This window comes from Rhizobium sp. N731 (genome assembly GCF_001664145.1).
GTDB classification, from domain to species: domain Bacteria; phylum Pseudomonadota; class Alphaproteobacteria; order Rhizobiales; family Rhizobiaceae; genus Rhizobium; species Rhizobium esperanzae.
Window position 1 is genome coordinate 393,636 of sequence record NZ_CP013601.1, and the last position, 17,977, is coordinate 411,612.

Consider the following 17,977-nt stretch of genomic DNA (forward strand, 5'->3'; position numbering starts at 1 on the left):
GGTCGGGCTCCTTGGGTTAAACCGCAGCCTCTGCGCGTTCGGCAAACAGGCTGTTCGTTCCGGTTCCGGTGATTCGCACTTTGATAATGTCACCGATTTGCGATGCTTTTGCATCAACATTCACGGATTGAAGCCAGGGAGAACGTCCGATCAGCTGGCCCGGCATGCGGCCCGGCTTTTCGAGCAGCAGATCGATCTCCTTGCCGATGCAGGATTCGGCAAATTCCTGCTGCTGCTTCAAAAGAAGCGCTTGCAGGCGTTCCAGCCGTTCTGCCTTGATCTCTTCCGGCACCTGGTCCTTCAGTTCCGCGCCGGGGGTGCCCGGCCGTGTCGAGTATTTGAACGAGAAGGCCTGCGCGTAGCGCACCTCCTCCACAAGCCTCAGTGTATCCTCAAAATCCGCGTCTGTCTCCCCCGGAAAGCCGGTGATGAAATCGCCCGACAGCGCGATGTCGGGCCGCACGGTGCGGATGCGGTCGATCAGACTGAGATATTCGGCGGCCGTGTGGCGCCGGTTCATCGCTTTCAGAATGCGGTCGGAGCCCGACTGCACCGGCAGGTGCAGATAGGGCATCAGCGCCCTCAGGTCGCGATGCGCCTCGATCAGCCGGTCGTCCATGTCGCGCGGATGGCTGGTGGTGTAGCGCAGTCGGGCAAGGCCGGGGATTTCGGCAAGACGGTACAGCAGGTCGCCGAGGCTCCATGCCTCGCCCCGCGGTCCGGCGCCGTGCCAGGCATTGACGTTCTGGCCGAGCAGGGTGATTTCGCGCACCCCGGCTTCGACCAGCTTTTCGGCTTCCTCGACGATCTGGGAAACCGGCCGCGACACTTCCGAGCCGCGTGTGTAGGGCACGACGCAGAAGGTGCAGAACTTGTCACAGCCCTCCTGCACCGTCAGGAAAGCGGTAACGCCGCGGGCGCGGATCTTCCGGCTCTCGGCAATCGGCAGATGTTCGAACTTGTCCTCGATCGCATATTCGGTGTCGACGACGCGCTGGCCCTGTTGGACCCGGCGCAGTGCTTCCGGCAGGCGATGATAGGTCTGCGGGCCGATGACGACGTCGACGGCGGGCGCCCGGCGCAGGATCTCCTCGCCTTCGGCCTGGGCGACGCAACCGGTGACGCCGATCATCATCTCCTGGCCCTCGGCTGCCTTCTTCTTTTTCATCTCGCGCAGCCGTCCGAGCGCCGAATAGACCTTCTCGGCCGCCTTCTCTCTGATATGACAGGTGTTGAGCAGAACGAGATCCGCCTGTTCCATGTCTTCGGTCGGTTCGTAGCCGTCGCGAGCAAGCGCATCGCTCATGCGCATGGAATCGTAGACGTTCATCTGGCAGCCATAGGTCTTGATGAAGACCTTGCGGCTGTTGCTGCCGTCACGGAGAGAAACCTCTGGGGCCTGAAGGAGGGCGTTATCCTGTGTCATGGCGCGCTATTTAGTGGTTTTTGCCGTCCGAGAAAAGAGACTCTCGGCTCACCCGACACTGCGTCCGCGCAGGCTTGTGTTGAGAAGGCTGCGGATGCGCGAGGCGATCGTCGCGCTCACCTCCTTGCGATTGCTGTCGGCGCGGTATTCCACCGCCTCACCGAAGGAAACTTCCGCGTCGATGGCGCCGCATCTGAGGATGTCGATCAGATGCGGTAGGAGCTCGATATCCCCAGGCCAGGCGGCGAGCGGCCGGTGGTAGCGTCCCATCGGAATGCCGTGCACCCTGGTATAGGCAACGGCCACCGGCTGCACCACGACGGTTCCCGTCGGCGAATAAGGCACCGCCATCGCGGCAGCGCCGAACAGCGACGACTTGACCTCCAGCAACCGGTTGCCGTCCGATGTCGTGCCCTCCGGAAAAAGCACGACGATTTCCCCGTCGGCCATGCGTCCGGCGATTTCATTTGCCTGATGGCCGGTCTTGCGCCTCTCCTCGCGCACGACGAACACGCTTTTCTGCAGCTTGGCGAGGGTGCCAAAGATCGGCCAGTCGCTGACTTCGATCTTGGCGATGAAGGCGACGTCGGCGACCGCCGACAGGACCATGATGTCAAGCCAGGACGAATGGTTGGAGCAGAGCATCAGCGGCCGACGGTCTTCCAGCCTGCCGGTCACCCGGACGCTGATGCCGAGACAATAACAGATGATACGGTGCCAGACGCGCGGAAGTCTGCGGCGCAGCCGCCAGTCGAAACGCAGGGCCAACACCTGCAGCGGCATGAGCACGATGCTGACGGCAAGGATCACGACCGCAGCGAAGGCAATGCGCAGCCAGGCGATCAAATGCGGCACTCCCGGGCTGCCATCGCTTCAGAGATCGTCCTTCTTCAACGGAATGCCGTAGAGCTCCAGGCGATGGTCGACCAGCTGGAAGCCGTGCTCGCGGGCGATGCGCTCCTGCAGCGCCTCGATCTCCGGCGAGCGAAATTCGATGACCGTGCCGGTTTTCAGGTCGATGAGGTGGTCGTGGTGCTCTTCCGGCACTGTTTCGTAGCGCGAGCGCCCGTCGCGGAAGTCGTGGCGGGCGATGATGCCGGCGTCCTCGAACAGTTTGACGGTGCGATAGACTGTGGAGATCGAGATCTTCGCATCGACCTTCACCGAACGGCGGTAAAGCTCTTCGACGTCAGGATGATCTTCCGACTCTTCGAGGATGCGTGCGATCACGCGGCGCTGCTCGGTCATGCGCATGCCGCGTTCGGCGCAAAGCTCCTCAAGGGTCTTGGCTACATCGGTCATGGCCGCCTCTAGAGATATTCGTGTTTCGACATGCCTGCACGGCGTTCGTGCCGGTGCGGATGTCATCTTTCTGCCACGGAACTATCGAAGAACGCGCTTCATGACAAGCGCCGTGGAGCGGGCGCCGTTTTCCTGCTTGTAGTAGCCTTGGCGCTCGCCGACCTTTTCAAAGCCGAGCTTGCGGTAGAGGCCGAGTGCGGCCGTATTGCCGCTGTCGACCTCGAGAAACATGCTCTCGCCGCCACGCGCCCGCGCCTCGCGCATTGCTGCCTGCATCAGCCGCCAGCCCAGCCCGGCGCGGGCGACCTTCGCCTGCACGGCAATCGTCAGGATCTCGGCCTCGCCGGCGACCTCACGCGCAAGGATAAAGCCGGGAAGCGACTTTTTCAGGATGGCGTTGGTCTGGCGCGCGACGAAGCCGAAAACAGTCTCCTGCGACAGCAGGCTGTGGAATTCGCCGTCGCCCCAGGGCCGGGCGAAACGCTCGCCATGCAGGACGGCGACGTCGCGGCAATCCTCGCGCTCCATGGCGATGATTTCGAATTCCGGCTTCAGCGTCAGATAGGCTTCCAGCATCGTCACACTCGTCGCGCAATCGCATATCCGGCCTGCGGCTTGGCATCCGGTCCGCGCAGATAAAGGGGTTTGGGCTTTCCGACATCGGCAGGGGCGGCAGCCCCCAGACGCGCGACAATCGAAATCGGAAAGACGTTGGGGTGATCGCCACGGGTGCCGGCCTTCAGGAGCGGCGTTGCCGAACCGGTGATTTCACCATCGAAGCCGGCGGCGAAAGCCTGGGCCTCGGCGAGACTTGCCGCCCGCGGCTGATCGAGCGGGGAACCATCGGCTGCGAAGGACTGGAGATAGATTTCGTCCCGCTTGGCGTCCATCGCCGCCAGCACGGCGCGGCCGGGCGTCTTCTCACGCTGCGCGGCGGCCATCACCTCGAGCGTGGTGACGCCGACGACGGGCACATTGAGGGAAAGCGCAAAACCGCGGGCTGCAGCAACGCCGACGCGGATACCGGTAAAGGAGCCAGGGCCGATGGTGACGGCAAGGCGGTCGATCTGAGAAAGTGTCACTCCCCCCTGATCCAGCGCGCGATCGACGATACCGATCAGATGTTCAGCATGCCCCTTGCCGATCATGTCCGATGCCTCCCCCAGCACCGTATTCCTGCCGCTGTCATAAACGGCGGCAGCGCAATCCACACCTGCCGTGTCGAGCGCCAGAACGATCATGCCATCAATTTCCGAATAAACTGTTTGTCGCCTAACCATAAACCGTCCAACCGAACCTGAGATGAACGGCCGGAGCGAATTCCAAATTCTTAAGCGGCAATGACTTCCTGCACTTCTGGAACAAAATGGCGCAGCAGGTTCTGGACGCCGTGCTTCAGCGTCGCCGTCGAGGACGGGCAGCCGGAGCAGGAGCCTTTCATGTTCAGATAGACCTTGCCGTCCTTGAAGCCACGGAAGGTGATGTCGCCGCCGTCCTGGGCGACGGCCGGGCGCACGCGGGTCTCCAGAAGCTCCTTGATGGTCAGCACGATCGATTCGTCGCCTTCGTCAAAGAACTCGTCGCCGGCATCGGCATCCTCGGAAAGGATGGAAGCATCCCCCATGACCGGCTTGCCGGACATGAAATGCTCCATGATTGAGCCAAGGATAGCCGGCTTAAGATGCTGCCATTCGGCGTTGTCCTTGGAGACGGAAATGAAATCATAGCCGAAATAGACGCCGGTAACGCCAGGGATTTCGAACAGCCGAGCGGCGAGCGGCGAGGCTTCAGCCTCTTCGGCGCTGCGGAATTCGGCGGTGCCGTTTTCCATGACGACCTTACCCGGCAGGAACTTCTGTGTGGCGGGGTTCGGCGTGGCTTCGGTCTGAATGAACATCTGGCTCTCCATGTGACAGGCTCGAGACCTCGGCCGTCTTTAGAATTCTTCAAAAGAAGATAAGCCCATTGCCTGGCCTAATCAAGAGACTTGTACTCAAGAAATAGGCTCAGCAGAGGGCGTCGATTTCCTCGTTGGTCAGCGTATCCGGCAGGACGGTGACGGGGATCGGAAACGCCGCCGCGCGTCCGGCGACCGACGAAACCAGTGGTCCCGGGCCTTCTTTCGCCGAGCCGGCGGCAAGAACGAGGATCGCCACATCGCGGTCTTCCTCGATGACGGCGTTGATCTGCTCGGCCGCACTGCCTTCACGGATGACGACCTCAGGCTCGATGCCGATCGTCTCGCGCACGATCTGGGCGATCTTTGCGACGGTTGCCTCGGCTTCCTCGCGCGCCTCGGCCCGCATGATCTCTTCGACGCCGAGCCACTGCTGGAAATCGCCGTTGGGGATCACATAGAGCAGCACCAGGCCGCCATTGGAGTTCTTCGCGCGCCGGCCGGCATAATGAACGGCGCGCTGGCATTCGGGTGTCCCGTCGATCACCGCCATGAATTTGCGCCGGTGACCTTCGAGCCGTGAGAGTCGCTTCGATACCATGGCGCGGACTCTGACACCCGAAGCGGAAAAATTGCAAGTGCAGTTTTTTGGCGCCTCGCGCTCGGAAGGAGATCCCCTTCTCCCCCAGAAGGGCAGAAGAGGAGATCTGCCTCAGTAGAGGAAGCCGATGACGTCGCGCACTTGGCTCATCGTCACTTCAGCGCGGGCTCTCGCCCGTTCGCTGCCCTTGCGCAGGATCGCGTCGATATGGCTGGTATCGTCCATCAGCCGCCGCATCTCGCCGGTGATCGGCGCCAGCACATGGATGGCGAGATCGACCAGCGCCGGCTTGAAGACGGAGAATTGCTGGCCGCCGAACTCGGCCAGCACCTCGGTCTTCGATTTGTCGGCGAGCGCGGCATAGATCGCCACCAGATTGTCGGCTTCCGGCCGGCCCTGCAGCCCGTCGACCTCGCTCGGCAAACCGTCTGGATCGGTCTTGGCCTTGCGGATCTTCTTGGAGATTGCCTCCTCGTCGTCCATCAGATTGATGCGCGAAAGATCGGAGGGATCGGATTTCGACATTTTCTTGGTGCCGTCGCGCAGCGACATGACGCGCGGCGCCGGCCCGCCGATCAGCGGCTCGACCATCGGGAAATAAGCATGCACCGGCTCGTCGCCGACGGTGATGTCGATGCCGTAGCCGCTCTTGCGAATATGCTCGGCATAATCGAGGTTGAACTTCATCGCAATGTCGCGGGCAAGCTCCAGATGCTGCTTCTGGTCCTCGCCAACGGGCACATGGGTGGCGCGGTAGACGAGAATGTCGGCGGCCATCAGGCTCGGATAGGCGTAGAGGCCGAGCGAAGCCTGCTCGCGGTCCTTGCCGGCCTTGTCCTTGAACTGCGTCATGCGGTTCATCCAGCCGATCCGGGCGACGCAGTTGAAGATCCAGGCGAGTTCCGCATGTTGCGGCACGGCCGATTGATTGAAGACGATGTGCTTTTCCGGATCGATGCCTGCGGCGATGAAGGCGGCGGCGATCGAGCGCGTCTGGCTCGGCATATCCTCGTGCACCAGCTGGGCGGTGAGCGCATGCATGTCGACGACGCAGTAGATGCAGTCATTGCCTTCCTGCAGCGCCACGAAGCGGCGGATCGCGCCGAGATAATTGCCGAGATGTAGATTGCCGGTTGGCTGTACGCCGGAGAATACGAGTTTCTTGAATTCGCTCATGTCGTCCTCAATAGGCTGGTGGAGGGCCCCAAGGCTTCTCGCCTGTGTTGCTAACGCCGCGGCTTATGCACGGGCGGCCGGTCGCAATCAAGAGGTTCGGGCTGCGGCATGCTGGATCAGGTCGAAGGTGTTGCCGTAAGGATCCGCAAAGACGGCAACCGTGCCGTAAACCTCATGTCTGGGCTCCTCCAGGAAGCACACGCCGGCGCCGATCATCGCGGCATAATCGCGGGCGAAATCGTCGGTCTTCAGGAAGAAGCCCACGCGGCCGCCCGTCTGGTTGCCGATCGCCGCGCGCTGCGTTTCGTTTGCCGCCTGCGCCAGCAGAAAGGCGGCGCCATCTCCGCCTTTCGGCTTCACCACCACCCAGCGTTTGCCCTCAGGCTGCTTTTCGTCTTGAAGGCAATCGAAACCGAGGGTGCCGCAATAAAAGCGCTTGGCGCGGTCGTAATCGTCGACGACCAGAGTGACGAGAAAAAGAGACTGGACGGTCATGTGATCTCCTGCATTTGGATGTTTATTCCACCTCGAACGCGAAGGATGCTCATTTTTAAGCCGAATTGATCAGCGTTCTTAGTTCAAATTGAGTATAAAATTTCACAGAAAAGCTTTTATTGAACTGAAAATCCTCGGCAGTGCTGGCCAGTCCATTGATCGCCAGCCCAACCGCCCGGAGGGACCATGCAGAACGTCAGTTTGCTCGCCATGGCAGGCCTTTTCGCCCTACAATCCGCAACCGACGCCGCGGGTCAAGACAGCAAGAGGCCGGCCGTTGATCTTCCCAAGCATGAGGCGCGTCTCGCCTATGCGGTCCAGACCGTCAGCGTGCGCGCCGGCTGTTTTCCAGTGCGCCTGCGAGCGATCCTCTCGCATATCGCCGCAAAGACCGGACGCCGCCCGATCGTCACCTCCGGCCTCCGGCCGCATCCCCGCCGTCATGGCTCCCTGCATGGAAAATGCCTGGCGGCCGATATCAGGGTGCCGGGCCTCTCGGAACAAACAATCATTGCTGCCGCCAGGACAGCTCCTGGCATCGGCGGCATCGGCAGCTATTGCAACGGCATCATTCATGTCGATGTCGGCCCGCAACGGCGATGGGTCGATTGTTAAGCGACCGAGGAAAATGTGCAGGGGTTTGTGCATTTGCGATGGTGGCTTTTGCCCCTCACCCTAACCCTCTCGCGTAAACGGGGCGAGGGGACATGCCCTACGAGAGTCTTGAGAGAGGCATGACGGTGCGGCAAGTCCCTACTCCCCGTCAGAACGCGAGAAGGTGGCGGCAGCCGGATGAGGGGCTGGTATATTGGCAATTACCCTGGTTTCACGCATCCTTCGCCGGCACCGGCTTGCGGTTCAGATTGCGCCGGATCATGCCGAGGTCCGCCCCGCCGATCAGGAAAGCGGCGGCGAAATAGATGAGCATGGCGATTGCGATCAGCAGCCCCAGCGTACCAACCTTGCTCAGAAGCGGCGCGCCGGAGGCGAGCCATGGCGCCCAATATTGCTTGAGGAAGACGATCGCCGCGCCCATGACGGCCGAGGCGACGATCAGCAGGGCGGCGCGTTTTGCCAATGCCCATTCCCATGTCAGATGGCCGCGGCGCAGAAGCGTGGTGAACAGCAGAAACGTGCTGATCCAGCCGGCGGTGGCTTCGGCGACGGCGATGCCAGGCGCGCCCATAAAAGGAAAGAGGGTCAGCGCCGTCGCGCAGTTGGTCCCCACTGCGATCGCCGAGAAGCGCATCGGCGTCTTGGTGTCCTCGCGGGCATAAAAGCCCGGCTGCAGCGCCTTGATCAGCACGAAAGCCGGCAGGCCGATGCCGTAGATCGCCAGGATCGAGCCGACCACCGCGGTGTTTTGCTGATGGAAGGCGCCGCGCTCATAGAGCACGCGGATGATCTCGTCGGAGAGGATCCAGAGCGCGAAAGCGGCGGGGATGGTCAGGAACAGCACGAATTCGATCGAGCGGTTCTGCAGGTTTGCCGCTTCGCGCAGCGCCCCGCCCTTCAGTGCCCGGGCAAGCTCCGGCAGCAGCACGACGCCGACGGCGACGCCGACGACGCCGAGCGGAAGCTGATAGATACGGTCGGCATATTGCAAGGCGGCGATCGCGCCGTCGCGGGAGGAGGCGATCGCCTGGCCGATCAGCTGGTTGATCTGGGTGATGCCGCCGGTGACGGCGGCCGGCACGGCCAGAATTAGCAGCCGCTTGACGTTGGGCGTCATTTTCGGGAAGCGCAAGCCGATGCTCATGCCGGCCGCCAGCACGCCGATATAGACGACGGCGAGCTGCAGCACCCCGGCGGCAAGAACGCCCCAGGAGAGATACCAGGCTGTCGCGAGCGGATCGGCGCCGGTATAGAGCGAATAAAACAGCGCCCCGATCATCACCACGTTGAGGAAGACGGGGGCGATGGCGGCGGCGAAGAAATGATGCAGCGAATTCAGCATGCCGCTCATCATCGCCGTCAGCGACATGCACATCAGATAGGGAAACATCACGGCCGCCATGCGGATCGTGATCGAGAACTTGTCGGGATCGTCGGCAAAACCCGGCGCGATGATGAAGCGCACCAAGAGCGGCATGGCAAGCTCCATCACGATGGTGATGAGGAGCAGCACCGAAAACAAGACGCCGAAGACTTCTTCCGAAAAGCGCTTGGCGCCGTCCGTGCCGTTCGCCTCGATTTCCCTGGCAAAGAGCGGCACGAAGGCGGCATTGAAGGCCCCTTCGGCAAACAGCCGGCGGAAGAGGTTCGGAAAACGGAAGGCGGCGTAGAAGACGTCGGCCATCGGCCCGGTGCCGAGCGCCGCCGCCATCAGCGTTTCACGGGCGAAACCGAAAATCCGGCTGCCGAGAGTGGCGCCGCCGACGGTCGCGAATTTCTTGACGAGGCTCATGCTTTGGGGCTCATGCGGGGGAATCGGCTTTCTTTTCGGCTGCGGGCGATGTTCGGGTGGCGGCGGGCGCGATGATGCCGGAGGGCATGCGCTCGCGCAGTTCGTCCTGCTCCTCCGCCATCACGGCCTTCATGCGGGCGGTGATATTGGCGCGCTTGCTGTCGCCCGATATCTTCTGTCCCACGAGGTCAGTGACGTAGAAGGTGTCGATCACCTTCTCGCCGAAGGTGGTAATGCGCGCCGACTGGATGTCGAGCGACAGATCGGAGAGCACGGCGGTGATCTCGGAGAGGAGGCCCGGTCGGTCGAGGCATTCGACCTCGATGACCGTGAACTTGTTCGACAGGCTGTTGGTGATATTGACCGAGGGCGGAATGTCGAAAGCCTTGCTTTTCTTGCGGTTGCGCGTGCGCGTGGCGATGACCTCGGGCAGGCGCTTGCGGCCGGCCAGAACATTCTCGATCATCCGCCCGATCGTGCCGGCGCGGCGCAGCTCGTCGGCATCGTCGGCAAACTCACGGCTGACATGGATCGTATCGAGCGCCCGTCCGTCCGAGGTCGTGAAGATCTGCGCGTCGACGATGTTGGCGCCCGCCGCAGCACAGGCGCCGGCAATGACGGCGAGAAGGCGCGGATGGTCGGGCGACAGCACGGTGATTTCAGTGATGGCATGGAAACTGTCGGTGCGCACCATGGTGGCGAGCGCCTGGCCCGCCTTGTCGGCCTGGCGGATGAAATCGGCGTGGCGGAGCTGGTCTTCCAACGGCACGGAGAGCAGGTAGGGCTGGTAATGCAGCTTCGTATAGGTGTTGCGGTCCTTCTGGCTCCAGTCGGAAAGGGCGCCGCGCAGCGCCTCGGCGGCGGCATTGGCCCGCTCCTTGCGGGAGACCTCCGAAAAGCCGCCGGCCAGGAGCAGCTCGGTTTCGTAATAGAGCGTGCGCAGCAGCTGGCCCTTCCAGCCGTTCCAGACGCCGGGGCCGACGGCGCGAATATCGCAGATCGTCAGGACTAGAAGCATCTTCAGCCGGTCGAGCGACTGCACGCGGTCGGCAAAGTCGATAATGGTCTTGCGATCGGTGAGGTCGCGGGTCTGCGCCACCATCGACATCGTCAGATGTTCCTCGATCAGCCAGACGACGAGTTCCGTCTGCTTCTGCGACAGTCCGAAGCGGGCGCAGAGCTTGCGGGCGACGCGGGCGCCGGCGATCGAATGATCCTCCTGGCGGCCCTTGGCGATGTCATGGAGGAGAACGGCGAGATAGAGCGCCTCGCGATCCTCGATTCCCGAGATCAGCTTGTTGGCGAGCGGATGCAGATCCTCCGAGCGCGACTTGTCGATCTCCGAGAGAACCTCGACGGTGCGGATCAGATGCTCGTCGACCGTATAATGGTGATACATGTTGAACTGCATCATCGCGACGATCTTGCCGAAATCGGGGATGAAGCGGCCGAGCACGCCGGCCTCGTTCATGCGGCGCAGGATCAGCGCCGGGTCGCGCTTCGACGTCAGGATCGACATGAAGAGGCGGTTGGCCTCGTCGTTTTCCCGTAAGCTGTTGTCGATCAGCGCGAGTGAACGGGTGACGCGTTTCAGCGCGTCGGGATGGAATTCCAGCCCGTTGATGTCGGCGACGTGAAAGAGCCGCAGGATGCTGACCGGGTCGCGCTTGAAGACATCGGCGTCGGCGAGAGCGATGCGGCCGCGGTCTTCGACGAATTCGACGCTGCCGGCGATTTTGCGGGTGCGATGGGTAAAGCGGCTGATAACGCCGGTGAGACCCGGGATCGATTTCGCCTGCTGGTCTTCGAGTGCGGCGCAGAGGATGCGTGTGAGATCGCCGACATCCTTGGCCACGAGGAAATAATGCTTCATGAAGCGCTCGACCGCCGAGAGGCCGGGGCGGGTGTGATAACCGAAGGCCTCGGCGATCTCGCGCTGGATGTCGAAGGACAGCCGCTCCTCGGCCTTGCCTGTCAGGAAGTGCATATGGCAGCGCACCGCCCAGAGAAAATCGTCGGCTTTCTGTAGCAGGCGATATTCGTGTTTCGACAAGACGCCGAGCTTGATCAGCTCCGCCTGGTCGCGCACGTGGTAGTAATATTTCGAGATCCAGAACAGCGTGTGCAGGTCTCGCAGCCCGCCCTTGCCTTCCTTGACGTTCGGCTCGACCAGGTAACGCGTGTCGCCTGCCTTGCGGTGGCGCTCGTCGCGCTCCGCCAGCTTGGCGGCGATGAATTCGGGGCCGGTTCCGGTGACGATCTCCTTGTCGAAGCGGGCCTCGAGCTCGGTTTCCAGCCGCTGCAGGCCGCAGATATAGCGCATCTCGAGGATCGCGGTACGGATCGTCATGTCGGACTTGGACAGCGCGATGCATTCCTCCACCGTGCGGGTGGCGTGGCCGACCTTGAAGCCCATGTCCCAGAGCACGTAAAGCATGAATTCGACCGCCTTGTGCGTCTCCTCCGCCGGCCTCGGCGGGAAGAGGAAGAGCAGGTCGATATCGGAGCCCGGCGCCAACGTGTCGCGGCCGTAGCCGCCGACGGCGGTCACCGCGAATTTGTCCTTCTGCAGCGGAAAGATATGGGCAGTGGCGAAATTATAGAGGACGGTGATGATCTGGTCCTGCAGCCAGGAAATCCGATAGGCGCAATTGAGACCGCTGCCGTCGGCGGCAAGGGCCGCGCGCGCCTTCTGCCGGCCGTCCGTGCTCGCCTTTTTCAGCGCCGCGAGAAGATCGGCGCGCATGATGTCGGGCCGGTTCCGATTGGCCTCGGCAACGGCGTCGCACTGCTTCTGCAAGAGCTCGGCGTCGAGGATCTCCGAGAAATCGAGGTTGCGCGTCGCGCTCACAGGGCTGGTTTCCTGTTCATGCCGGGCTGCCTGATCGAGGCTCGCCTCACGTTTCGTCTGCATGCGCTATAACCTCTTTGCCCGGCGATTGACACGGGCCTTCGTACTGCAAGAACCTTTAAATTTGGCGAAATGGTGTTGCCATGCTGCGATGCGGGACGCTTTGCCGCAAGCGGCGGCCTTTCCGTAAAGCCTCAGTCTGCGACCTGCGCATGCAGCGAATACAGCACCTGCCGGGTCTCGCGCTGGATCTCCTCGAGCGTCGCCCTGTCGCACTCGCGGTAGCCCGCCTTGGCGATCGACGTTCCGAGTTCAGAGATCATAGCGCAAGAGCGGGTGATTTTCAGCAGGCCGATCGGCGATGTCCAGCCGCGCGCGTTGCGGTCTTTGTCGGCGCGCCGCATTGTGTCGAGCATGGAGCAGATGAGCGACAGACGCTCGGTTTCGCGAACCAGCTTCTCCATGAACATCGGCTGCGCTCCTATTTCAGCTTTTTCTTGAGATCGTAAAGCGCGTCGATCGCCTCGCGCGGCGTCATGTCGTCAAGGCTCATCGCCTTCAGCGTCTCCTCGACCTTCGATGGGCCGCGGGTCGTGTCCTCGCGGCGCACCGCCACCTGGAAGAGCGGCAGGTCGTCGATCAGCTGGCTCGCCGGGTTCTTGCGATCGGCATCTTCGAGGCGGGTGAGCACGTCGCGGGCCCGCGACACGACCGAGGCCGGAAGCCCGGCAAGACGGGCGACCTGGATGCCGTAGGAGCGGTCGGCGGCACCCGGGCCGACCTCGTGCAGGAAGATCACGTCGCCGTCCCATTCCTTGACGCGCATCGTGGCGTTCGATAGCCGGCCAAGCTTTTCCGACAGCACGGTCAGCTCGTGGAAATGCGTGGCGAACAGACCGCGGCAGCGATTGGCCTCGTGCAGGTGCTCGACGGCGGCCCAGGCGATCGACAGGCCGTCGAAGGTGGCGGTGCCGCGGCCGATCTCGTCGAGGATGACGAGCGAGCGGTCGCTCGCCTGGTTGAGGATCGCAGCCGTCTCCACCATCTCGACCATGAAGGTCGAGCGCCCGCGCGCCAGGTCGTCGGAGGCGCCGACGCGCGAGAACAGCCGGTCGACGATGCCGATATGGGCGGACGTCGCCGGCACGAAAGAGCCCATCTGTGCCAGGATCGCGATCAGCGCGTTCTGGCGCAGAAAGGTCGATTTACCGCCCATGTTCGGGCCGGTCAGCAGCCAGATGGCGCCGTCCTTGGCGCCGTCCTTCGGCGAAAGATCGCAATGGTTGGCGACAAAGGGGCCACCCGCCTGCCGCCGCAGTGCCTGCTCGACAACAGGATGACGGCCGCCCTCGATGGCAAACATCTTCGAGCCGTCGACCTGCGGCCGGCAATAGGCCTGCTCTTCGGCGAGCAGCGCGAGACCCGCGGCGACGTCGATGACGGCGAGCGCCCGGGCGCCTGATTTGATCGCCTCGGCTTCCGCCACGACGGCCGCCGTCATCTTGTCGAAGGCTTCGAGTTCGATCGAAAGCGCCCGGTCGGCGGCATTGGCGATGCGGCTTTCGAGATCGGCAAGTTCCGTCGTGGTGAAGCGCATCGCGCTCGCCATCGTCTGGCGGTGGATGAAGCGGGCCTTGGCTTCCGCCGTATCGGTCATCGGGCCGGCATTGCCGGCGGTGACCTCGATGAAATAGCCAAGAATATTGTTGTGCTTGATCTTCAGCGAGCGGATGCCAGTTTCCTCGGCATATTGCAGCTGCAGCCCGGCGATGACGCGGCGCGACTGGTCGCGCAGCGCCCGGACCTCGTCGAGTTCGCCGCTGGCGCCGTCGCGCAGGAAACCGCCGTCGCGCTTGAGCAGCGGCAGTTCGTCGGCGAGCGTCTCGGCAAGCAGCGTTTCCAGGCTCGCGGGAAGCGCTTTCAGTCCGGACAGCGCCTCGCCGAGTTCTTCCGGCAGCATGGCGGTGGCGAGCAGATCCGCGAGGCCGCTTGCGGCCTGCAGGCCCTGGCGGATGGCCGCGAGATCACGCGGGCCGCCGCGGTCGAGCGCCAGGCGCGAGAGCGCCCGCGGCATGTCGGGCACATGTTTCAGCGTATCGCGCAGCCTGCCGCAGAGCGAGGGCTCGTCGATCAGGAAGCCGATCGAATCGAGCCGGGCATTGATGCGGGCGGGGTCGGTGAGCGGCGACATCAGCCGCTCGGCGAGAAGCCTGGCGCCGCCGCCGGTGACGGTGCGGTCGATCGCCTTCAGCAGCGAACCGTTGCGATCGCCCGACAGCGTGCGGGCAAGCTCGAGATTGGCGCGGGTGGCCGGGTCGATGAACAGCGTCGAAGCGGCACTTTCCCGCTCGGGCTGCCCGAGCGGCGGACGCTCGGCGATCTGCGTTTTCTCGACATAGGCGACGGCGGCTGCGGCTGCCGCAAGCTCGGCGCGCGAGAAGCTGCCGAAGCCGTCCAGCGTCGAAACGCCGAAATAGCGGGCGATCCGGCCTTCGGCGCTGGCGCTGTCGAAGAGCACCGCCGGCTGCGGCACCGCCGTGCGGCCGAGCACGTCAAAGACGGGTTTCAGCTCGGGATCGTGGAAAATCGTATCGGGCAGGATCAGCTCGCGCGGATCGATGCGCAGGATGTCGGCGAGCAGGCGCGAACTTTCCGTCTCCGCCAGCCGGAAGACGCCGGTGGAAATATCGATCCAGGCAAGTGCCAGCGCCGGTTCGGCCCCGCCGCGAATGCGGGCGAGCGCCATCAGATAGTTGGATTCCGAAGGCGATAGCAGCTTTTCCTCGGTGATCGTGCCCGGCGTGACCAGCCGCACGACATCACGCTTGACGACGGATTTGCCGCCGCGTTTCTTTGCTTCGGCCGGATCCTCGACCTGCTCGCAGACGGCGACGCGGAAACCGAGCGAAATCAGCTTCTGCAGATAATCGTCGGCGGCATGCACCGGCACGCCGCACATCGGGATATCCTGGCCCATATGCTGGCCGCGCTTCGTCAGCGTGATGCCCAGCGCGCGCGAAGCCTCCAGCGCATCCTCGAAGAACAGCTCGTAGAAGTCGCCCATGCGATAGAACAGCAGCGAACCCGGATTGTTCGCCTTGATCTCGATATATTGCTCCATCATCGGCGTCGCCGAGGCACGGCTTTCCGCCGTGGCAAGCTCGGCAGCCGAAAAGGCTTCATTTCCTGTGTCTATTCGTGCGTTCACGGAGGTGCAGTTTTTCCCAAAAAAACAGGTGCCAACCCTATCCGTGCGCCGCTATAGATGACAACAGCATTTGAGGAAGAGCAAAGCGTCGCCCACAGGACGTTGGAGGATTTATGCCCGATATCGATAAGAAGGACCGGCCGACGACATCAGTGACCGACCAGGAGGCGCTCGATTTTCATGCGATGGGCCGGCCCGGCAAGCTGGAGATCAATCCGACCAAGCCGATGGCAACGCAGCGCGACCTGTCGCTCGCCTATTCGCCCGGTGTCGCCGTCCCCGTCAAGGCGATCGCCGCCGATCCGCAGACGGCCTACGACTACACGGCGCGCGGCAACATGGTCGCGGTTATCTCCAACGGCACCGCCATTCTCGGCCTCGGCAATCTCGGCGCGCTCGCCTCCAAGCCGGTCATGGAAGGCAAGTCGGTGCTGTTCAAGCGCTTCGCCGACGTTGATTCCATCGACCTCGAGATCGATACCGAAAATGTCGACGAGTTCATCAATTGCGTGCGCTTCCTCGGCCCCTCCTTCGGCGGCATCAACCTTGAGGACATCAAGGCGCCGGATTGCTTCGTCATCGAAAGCCGGCTGCGCGAGCTGATGGATATTCCGGTGTTTCACGACGATCAGCATGGTACGGCGATCATCGCCGCCGCCGGCCTGATCAACGCGCTGGAGCTGACCGGCCGCGACCTGAAGACGACGAAGCTCGTCTGCAACGGGGCGGGCGCGGCGGCGATCGCCTGCGTCGAACTGGTCAAGGCGATGGGTTTTGCCCCTGAAAACATCATCCTCTGCGATACCAAGGGCGTCATCTACCAGGGCCGCACCGAGGGCATGAACCAGTGGAAATCGGCGCATGCGGCCAAGACCGACGCCCGCACGCTGGAAGAGGCGATGAAGGGTGCCGACGTCATTTTCGGCCTGTCGCAGAAGGGCGCCTTCTCGGCCAAGATGATCCGCTCGATGGCGGATCGGCCGATCATCTTCGCCATGGCCAATCCCGATCCCGAAATCACCCCGGAGGAGGTGGCCCGCATCCGCGACGACGCCATCATGGCGACCGGCCGCTCGGACTATCCGAACCAGGTCAACAACGTCCTCGGCTTCCCCTATATCTTCCGCGGCGCCCTCGACGTGCGCGCCTCGACGATCAACGACGCAATGAAGATCGCCGCCGTCAACGCGCTGGCCAATCTGGCCCGCGAGGACGTGCCCGATGACGTGGTCGCCGCCTATCAGGGCAACCGGCCGCGTTTTGGCGCGCAATACATCATCCCGGTTCCATTCGATCCGCGGCTGATCTCGGCCATTCCGGTCGCGGTCGCCCAAGCCGCGATGGAGAGCGGCGTTGCCCGCAAGGTCATTACCGATATGGCCGGTTACGCCCGCGAGCTTTCGGCCCGCCGCGATCCGATCGCCTCGACGCTCGCCAGCCTCTACGAGCGGGTGCGCCGCCGGCCGAAGCGGATCGTCTTTGCCGAAGCCGAGGAAGAGCAGGTCCTGCGTGCAGCATTGTCCTATGCCAATCAGCAGCTCGGCACCGCGCTGCTGCTCGGCCGCGAAGACCTGATCCGGGCGACGGCGGAGCGCGCCGGCATCGATCTCAACCGCCCCGGCCTGGAGATCGTCAACGCCCGTATCTCCACCCGCGTCGAGGCCTATATCGATTATCTCTATGCCAGGCTGCAGCGGAAGGGTTACCTTCACCGCGATGCCCAGCGGCTGATCCACAATGACCGCAACCATTTCGCCGCCACCATGGTAGCGCTTGGCGACGCCGACGGCATGGTGACGGGCATCACCCGCAACTATTCGACCGCGCTCGAGGATATACGCCGCTGCATCGACGAGAAGCCCGGCCACCGCGTTATCGGCGTGTCGCTGGCGCTCTGCCGCGGCCGCACTGTCTTCGTCGCCGATACGGCCGTGCATGATATGCCGACGTCCGAAGAGCTTGCCGACATCGCCGAAGAGGCTGCCGGTCTCGCACGGCGCATGGGTTATCAGCCGCGCGTCGCCTTGCTTGCCTATTCCACCTTCGGCCATCCCTCCGGCGAACGCTCCGAGCGGGTGCGCGAAGCGGTGAAGATCCTCGACAAGCGCCGCGTCGATTTCGAATATGACGGCGAGATGGCCGCCGATGTGGCGCTGAACCGCAAGGTGATGGAGCAATATCCCTTCTGCCGGCTCTCCGGCCCCGCCAACGTGCTCGTCATGCCGGCCTTCCACTCGGCCTCGATCTCGACGAAGATGCTGCAGGAACTCGGTGGCTCCACCGTCATTGGCCCGATCCTCGTCGGCCTCGACAAACCGGTGCAGATCACCTCGATGGGCGCCAAGGACAGCGACATCGTCAACATGGCGGCGATCGCCGCCTATGGCGGTTCGTAAGGCCACCTGCCCGCATAGCGAGCTATTTAGTGACAGGGGAGATCGGCGAGATCAGCCCCTCATCCGCCTGCCGGCAGCTTCTCCCCGCTTGCGGGCGAAGGGAGCGTGCCGCGACCTCTCAGTTCCTCGCAGATCTCTCATAAGGCACGTCCTCTCTCCCCGTCATTACGGGGAGAGAGTTAGGATGAGGGGCAGCCATTGATCCTATCGGACGGCAG

At 63.2% G+C, this 17,977-nt stretch carries 15 protein-coding genes; 2 read left to right on the plus strand and 13 right to left on the minus strand.

From position 1 onward, the window contains the following. Positions 1-16: 16 nt before the first annotated feature. From miaB to AMK02_RS01995, 9 genes are all read right to left on the minus strand, one after another. Positions 17-1,426 (minus strand): tRNA (N6-isopentenyl adenosine(37)-C2)-methylthiotransferase MiaB, encoded by a 1,410-nt coding sequence (miaB, locus tag AMK02_RS01955; RefSeq protein WP_064800440.1) that lies wholly within the window; start codon positions 1,424-1,426, stop codon positions 17-19. 48 nt (positions 1,427-1,474) lie between these two features. After that, positions 1,475-2,272 carry a lysophospholipid acyltransferase family protein gene (locus AMK02_RS01960; RefSeq protein ID WP_064805853.1) on the minus strand — a complete coding sequence of 266 codons (798 nt, stop codon included), beginning with the start codon at positions 2,270-2,272 and terminating at the stop codon, positions 1,475-1,477. A 27-nt stretch (positions 2,273-2,299) separates the two neighbouring features. Next, positions 2,300-2,728 (minus strand): Fur family transcriptional regulator, encoded by a 429-nt coding sequence (locus tag AMK02_RS01965; protein ID WP_064800441.1) that lies wholly within the window; start codon positions 2,726-2,728, stop codon positions 2,300-2,302. Between the two features lie 81 nt (positions 2,729-2,809). Further along, positions 2,810-3,304 carry a GNAT family N-acetyltransferase gene (locus AMK02_RS01970; RefSeq protein WP_064800442.1) on the minus strand — a complete coding sequence of 165 codons (495 nt, stop codon included), beginning with the start codon at positions 3,302-3,304 and terminating at the stop codon, positions 2,810-2,812. Positions 3,305-3,306: 2 nt separating this feature from the next. Beyond that, positions 3,307-3,969, minus strand: coding sequence for a tRNA (adenosine(37)-N6)-threonylcarbamoyltransferase complex dimerization subunit type 1 TsaB (gene tsaB / locus AMK02_RS01975; protein WP_064800443.1), 663 nt, complete (start codon positions 3,967-3,969; stop codon positions 3,307-3,309). 89 nt (positions 3,970-4,058) lie between these two features. Continuing rightward, positions 4,059-4,625 (minus strand): NifU family protein, encoded by a 567-nt coding sequence (locus AMK02_RS01980; protein ID WP_064693562.1) that lies wholly within the window; start codon positions 4,623-4,625, stop codon positions 4,059-4,061. A 109-nt stretch (positions 4,626-4,734) separates the two neighbouring features. Then, the gene (locus AMK02_RS01985) at positions 4,735-5,226 is read right to left on the minus strand and encodes a universal stress protein (protein WP_011423764.1); all 492 of its coding nucleotides are present in this window, start codon (positions 5,224-5,226) and stop codon (positions 4,735-4,737) included. Between the two features lie 111 nt (positions 5,227-5,337). After that, positions 5,338-6,402 carry a tryptophan--tRNA ligase gene (gene trpS, locus AMK02_RS01990; protein WP_064800444.1) on the minus strand — a complete coding sequence of 355 codons (1,065 nt, stop codon included), beginning with the start codon at positions 6,400-6,402 and terminating at the stop codon, positions 5,338-5,340. Between the two features lie 87 nt (positions 6,403-6,489). Then, on the minus strand, positions 6,490-6,897 hold the full coding sequence (locus AMK02_RS01995) for a VOC family protein (protein ID WP_064800445.1): 408 nt from the start codon (positions 6,895-6,897) through the stop codon (positions 6,490-6,492). Positions 6,898-7,083: 186 nt separating this feature from the next. Between AMK02_RS01995 and AMK02_RS02000 the strand changes: the two genes are divergently transcribed. Beyond that, a complete protein-coding gene (locus tag AMK02_RS02000; protein WP_064800446.1) occupies positions 7,084-7,512 on the plus strand; it encodes a YcbK family protein in 429 nt (142 codons plus the stop codon). A 211-nt stretch (positions 7,513-7,723) separates the two neighbouring features. Here AMK02_RS02000 and murJ read toward each other — a convergent pair whose 3' ends face one another. The 4 genes from murJ to mutS form a co-directional block, all read right to left on the minus strand. Continuing rightward, positions 7,724-9,304 carry a murein biosynthesis integral membrane protein MurJ gene (gene murJ / locus AMK02_RS02005; RefSeq protein WP_064800447.1) on the minus strand — a complete coding sequence of 527 codons (1,581 nt, stop codon included), beginning with the start codon at positions 9,302-9,304 and terminating at the stop codon, positions 7,724-7,726. A gap of 10 nt (positions 9,305-9,314) precedes the next feature. Continuing rightward, a complete protein-coding gene (locus tag AMK02_RS02010) occupies positions 9,315-12,218 on the minus strand; it encodes a [protein-PII] uridylyltransferase (protein WP_064800448.1) in 2,904 nt (967 codons plus the stop codon). 131 nt (positions 12,219-12,349) lie between these two features. Next, entirely contained in the window at positions 12,350-12,625 is a 276-nt protein-coding gene (locus tag AMK02_RS02015; protein WP_064800449.1) for a hypothetical protein, read from the minus strand. 11 nt (positions 12,626-12,636) lie between these two features. Further along, positions 12,637-15,363 carry a DNA mismatch repair protein MutS gene (gene mutS, locus AMK02_RS02020; protein ID WP_064800450.1) on the minus strand — a complete coding sequence of 909 codons (2,727 nt, stop codon included), beginning with the start codon at positions 15,361-15,363 and terminating at the stop codon, positions 12,637-12,639. Positions 15,364-15,476: 113 nt separating this feature from the next. Here mutS and AMK02_RS02025 point away from each other — a divergent pair, with 113 nt between their 5' ends. Further along, on the plus strand, positions 15,477-17,759 hold the full coding sequence (locus AMK02_RS02025) for an NADP-dependent malic enzyme (RefSeq protein WP_064800451.1): 2,283 nt from the start codon (positions 15,477-15,479) through the stop codon (positions 17,757-17,759). Positions 17,760-17,977 lie beyond the last annotated feature (218 nt).

Bases quoted from the DNA above. Each gene is read 5' to 3' on its own strand.
- AMK02_RS01995 (WP_064800445.1), bottom strand. From the start codon at position 6,897: ATGACCGTCCAGTCTCTTTTTCTCGTCACTCTGGTCGTCGACGATTAC.
- AMK02_RS01965 (WP_064800441.1), bottom strand. From the start codon at position 2,728: ATGACCGATGTAGCCAAGACCCTTGAGGAGCTTTGCGCCGAACGCGGC.
- tsaB (WP_064800443.1), bottom strand. From the start codon at position 3,969: ATGATCGTTCTGGCGCTCGACACGGCAGGTGTGGATTGCGCTGCCGCC.
- miaB (WP_064800440.1), bottom strand. From the start codon at position 1,426: ATGACACAGGATAACGCCCTCCTTCAGGCCCCAGAGGTTTCTCTCCGT.
- AMK02_RS02010 (WP_064800448.1), bottom strand. From the start codon at position 12,218: ATGCAGACGAAACGTGAGGCGAGCCTCGATCAGGCAGCCCGGCATGAA.
- AMK02_RS02015 (WP_064800449.1), bottom strand. From the start codon at position 12,625: ATGTTCATGGAGAAGCTGGTTCGCGAAACCGAGCGTCTGTCGCTCATC.
- AMK02_RS02025 (WP_064800451.1), top strand. From the start codon at position 15,477: ATGCCCGATATCGATAAGAAGGACCGGCCGACGACATCAGTGACCGAC.
- AMK02_RS01980 (WP_064693562.1), bottom strand. From the start codon at position 4,625: ATGTTCATTCAGACCGAAGCCACGCCGAACCCCGCCACACAGAAGTTC.
- AMK02_RS01970 (WP_064800442.1), bottom strand. From the start codon at position 3,304: ATGCTGGAAGCCTATCTGACGCTGAAGCCGGAATTCGAAATCATCGCC.
- murJ (WP_064800447.1), bottom strand. From the start codon at position 9,304: ATGAGCCTCGTCAAGAAATTCGCGACCGTCGGCGGCGCCACTCTCGGC.
- AMK02_RS02000 (WP_064800446.1), top strand. From the start codon at position 7,084: ATGCAGAACGTCAGTTTGCTCGCCATGGCAGGCCTTTTCGCCCTACAA.
- trpS (WP_064800444.1), bottom strand. From the start codon at position 6,402: ATGAGCGAATTCAAGAAACTCGTATTCTCCGGCGTACAGCCAACCGGC.
- AMK02_RS01985 (WP_011423764.1), bottom strand. From the start codon at position 5,226: ATGGTATCGAAGCGACTCTCACGGCTCGAAGGTCACCGGCGCAAATTC.